4 protein-coding genes are annotated in these 4,057 nt (G+C 53.0%); 2 read left to right on the top strand and 2 right to left on the bottom strand.

What is annotated here, in order from left to right; translation table 11 throughout:
- On the bottom strand, positions 1-488 hold a 488-nt coding region (locus NZ772_15175; protein ID MCS6814896.1), incomplete at its 3' end, for an OmpA family protein.
- A gap of 320 nt (positions 489-808) precedes the next feature.
- Between NZ772_15175 and acnB the strand changes: the two genes are divergently transcribed.
- On the top strand, positions 809-3,400 hold the full coding sequence (gene acnB / locus NZ772_15170; protein ID MCS6814895.1) for a bifunctional aconitate hydratase 2/2-methylisocitrate dehydratase: 2,592 nt from the start codon (positions 809-811) through the stop codon (positions 3,398-3,400).
- Between the two features lie 117 nt (positions 3,401-3,517).
- The gene (locus NZ772_15165) at positions 3,518-3,574 is read left to right on the top strand and encodes a hypothetical protein (protein MCS6814894.1); all 57 of its coding nucleotides are present in this window, start codon (positions 3,518-3,520) and stop codon (positions 3,572-3,574) included.
- Positions 3,575-3,587: 13 nt separating this feature from the next.
- Here NZ772_15165 and NZ772_15160 read toward each other — a convergent pair whose 3' ends face one another.
- On the bottom strand, positions 3,588-3,863 hold the full coding sequence (locus tag NZ772_15160) for a hypothetical protein (GenBank protein MCS6814893.1): 276 nt from the start codon (positions 3,861-3,863) through the stop codon (positions 3,588-3,590).
- Positions 3,864-4,057 lie beyond the last annotated feature (194 nt).

The raw sequence follows: 4,057 nt of genomic DNA, 5'->3' as shown, positions 1-4,057 counted from the left end.
TCAAGATAGAGTTGTACAGCCCTAGCACGCATCAATGACAGTTGCCGATCGTCCACCGCTTCACCCACGTTGTCAGTGTGCACCGCAATCATGACTTTTGCAGTAGAGTATGCGGCTAATTCCTCGGCTACCTCGTTTAAGATCAACAGTCCCTCAGCCCGAAGGCGACTTTTGCTATCGGCAAACAGGTTATCACTAGGCAAGGTAATGGTTGGTTGCTGTGGGGGTCTGAGCCGTCCAGTCAACTTAGCTGGCACCTGGAACCAATGCTCCAAAGGTGGAATCTCTGCTGTATCGGTGGGGTACACTTCCGCTGCAACAATGCCTGCCGAAAACCCAAGAGCACTGCCGATCAGAGCAACGATAATGGTGGCAACTAGTTGTCTAACAGCGTAGTTGCGTTTTGGGGGTTGCTGAGACTGTCGTTGCCTCAGTGGAGCGCCTGCTTGCTTGCGAGCACTGGGACGGCGGGCTGGTGATGAAGTCATCCCTATATCCTTTTAGGAAAGTCAGTTGATTAATTGTAAGTGTAGCCTCTAGAGCAAGGATTCCATACGATCGCTGCTACGCTTGGTAGTTAAATTCGGTACCTCTAGGAGCAGTGGTTTGCAAAACCCTTACGCATTGGAGATTCTAGTACGTTTTCCGTAATGGATCGTCCTTGTAAAGGAGTCTAAAGGGGCATTAGCAGGTTCTAGTCAGTGCTGCCCCAGCGCACTATGTCAGAGAAACGTTACTACTGTGACAAGACAGGGGCTAGACTAGGTGTACAGTAACACTTGTCTAGAGTTTTGTTGGGAGACTGTTGATGTTGCAAGCCTACCGTAGCCATGTTGCCGAGCGCGCCGCCTTGGGAATTCCTCCCTTGCCCTTGACTGCTGAACAGACGGCTGAGCTATGCGAGTTGCTGAAACAGCCCCCCCCCGGTGAAGAAGCATTTTTACTGAGCCTACTGCGCGATCGTGTTCCCCCCGGAGTTGACCAAGCAGCCTATGTGAAGGCGGGATTCCTGACGGCGATCGCCAACGGCACTGCCACCAGTCCCCTAATTACTCCCCGTGATGCTGTAGAACTGCTGGGCACCATGGTGGGTGGCTACAACGTTAGATCTCTCATCGATCTGCTGCATAGTACTGACTCCGAGCTAGCTACCACTGCCGCTGTCGCCCTAGGCAAGACCCTCCTTGTTTACGATGCCTTTCACGATGTGCAAGACCTGGCAGCCCAAGGCAATTCCTATGCCCAACAGGTAATGCAATCCTGGGCAAATGCCGACTGGTTTGTCAATCGTTCCCCCTTGCCAGAGCAGATCACCGTTACTGTCTTCAAAGTTCCTGGCGAAACCAACACCGACGACCTCTCCCCCGCGCCCCACGCCACCACCCGCCCTGACATTCCCCTACACGCCATGGTCATGTTAGAGAGCCGGATGCCAGGGGCACTCCAGACGATCGCTGACCTGAAACAGCAGGGCTATCCCATTGCCTATGTGGGGGATGTGGTAGGCACTGGGTCTTCCCGCAAATCCGCTACCAACTCTGTGCTGTGGCACATCGGCAACGATATTCCCTTTGTCCCCAACAAGCGCTCCGGTGGCTATGTCTTAGGGGGCAAGATTGCTCCCATTTTCTTCACCACTATGGAAGATTCGGGCGCACTGCCGATCGAATGTGACGTAACCCAGATGAACACTGGCGATGTGATCACCATCCACCCCTACCAGGGCATAATCACCAATGCGGCTGGTGAGACAATTTCCACCTTCACCCTCAAACCCGACACCATTCTCGATGAAGTCCGGGCAGGCGGACGCATACCCTTGCTGATTGGGCGCACCCTTACTGACAAGGCACGGGCCGCTCTGGGGCTTGATCCTAGCCCGGTCTTTACCCGTCCCCAACTGCCCGCAGACAGTAGCAAAGGCTTTACCTTAGCGCAGAAAATCGTAGGTGCTGCCTGTGGCTTACCCGGTGTACGTCCCGGCACCTACTGCGAACCCGTGATTACTACCGTCGGCTCCCAAGATACCACCGGCCCCATGACCCGCGACGAACTCAAGGAACTGGCCTGTCTGGGCTTTGGTGCCGATCTGGTGATGCAGAGCTTCTGCCACACCGCTGCCTATCCCAAACCTGTGGATATCAAAACCCACCACGAACTTCCTGACTTTATTATCTCCAGGGGTGGTGTATCCCTGCGTCCTGGCGACGGCATTATCCACTCTTGGTTGAACCGAATGCTGCTGCCGGATACTGTCGGCACTGGCGGCGACTCCCACACTCGCTTCCCCCTGGGCATTTCCTTCCCCGCTGGCTCTGGACTAGTGGCCTTTGCTGCTGCTCTGGGTGTCATGCCCCTAGACATGCCAGAGTCGGTATTGGTGCGTTTCAAGGGCAGCCTGCAACCAGGAGTGACCCTCCGAGATATTGTCAACGCTATTCCCTACGTTGCCATCCAACAGGGCAAGCTCACCGTTGCCAAGCAAAACAAGAAAAACCTCTTCTCTGGCCGAATTATGGAAATGGAGGGCTTACCTGACCTCAAGCTAGAGCAAGCTTTTGAATTGACGGATGCCACAGCAGAGCGCTCCTGTGCGGGGTGTACGATCGCCCTCAGCATCGATACTGTCGCTGAATACCTGCGCTCCAATGTTGCCCTGCTGAAAAACATGGTGGCACGAGGCTATGGTGATGCCCGCACCATCCTACGCCGTGTCCGCAAAATGGAAGCATGGCTAGCCAACCCTTCCCTCATGAAGGCAGATGCTGATGCTGAGTATGCCGACATCCTGGAAGTAGACCTCGACCAAATCACTGAACCACTGGTAGCCGCCCCCAACGACCCCGACAACATCAAGCTCATGTCTGAATGTGCTGGAGACCCCATACATGAAGTGTTCATCGGCTCCTGCATGACTAACATCGGTCACTACCGCGCTGCTGCTAACGTGCTTGAGGGCGAAGGTCGAACCAAAGTGCGCCTGTGGATCTGTCCCCCCACCCGCATGGATGAGCAAATGTTGCGCGAAGAAGGCTACTACAGCATCTTTGCCGCCGCTGGTGCCCGCCTAGAAATGCCCGGTTGTTCCCTGTGCATGGGCAACCAAGCTCGTGTAGAAGATGGTGTAACGGTATTTTCTACCTCTACCCGCAACTTCAACAACCGCATGGGCAAAGATGCCAAGGTCTACCTAGGTTCCGCCGAGTTAGCTGCTGTCTGTGCCCTCCTAGGCCGCATTCCCACTGTGGAAGAATACCTTGACATTGCTGCCAAGAAAATCAACCCCTTTGCCGACAATCTCTACCGCTACCTCAACTTTGACCAAATCCCAGGTTTTGAAGACGAAGGACGGGTACTTTCTAAGGAACAGGAGGCCCAACTCCTGGCCTCTGTGGGCTAGTCTGCACTACTGGAGTTCCTGAAATGATGCGACAGCCTGTATTCTCTAGAAACTTACAATCCGTTGGCTATAACCCCTTTGATCCAAACCCTATAAATCCTGAGCCAAACCCTGGAAATTAAGTGCCATTCCAGTGGTGTCTACCGATACTTTAGTGTTCCAGCTACCGTCTGAACTTATTGTGAATTTATTGATGTGAGCTTCTACAGGTTCCTAACGCTTCAGCCTGCTGCCGGAATGCTTGCCACATGCAGAGCAAATTGGGTATCCCATGCTGACAAAACTGAATCGTCAGATACAAAACTGTACCACTAATGACGATCGGCGAAAGTGCTTCCAGCCAGGGAATTTTACAACCTAATCGAGAAAGCCCGACAATTAAACCATCGTCCAAAAGGCCAAGCAGCAACGGACAACATTGACGCAACAAACTCGGTAGCAGATCCTCAGAATTAGAATTCATAGAGAAGGCTGCGTTTGCAACCTCATAACAACAAAGCTGCCGGAAAAGTAGATCCCGACTACCCTATACTAGCTAGAGCAACCTACTCCTCTCGACAGCTTTTAGGAAGAAATAATAAGTGCAGAGTCTCTCTTCACACTAATCATCATCGCATAATGGCATTGCTAATGCTAGGTATGAAAAAGTGGCTGTAT

The organism is Cyanobacteriota bacterium, from assembly GCA_025054735.1.
Lineage (GTDB): Bacteria > Cyanobacteriota > Cyanobacteriia > SKYG9 > SKYG9 > SKYG9.
This window is presented reverse-complemented; position numbering and strand designations above follow the sequence as displayed.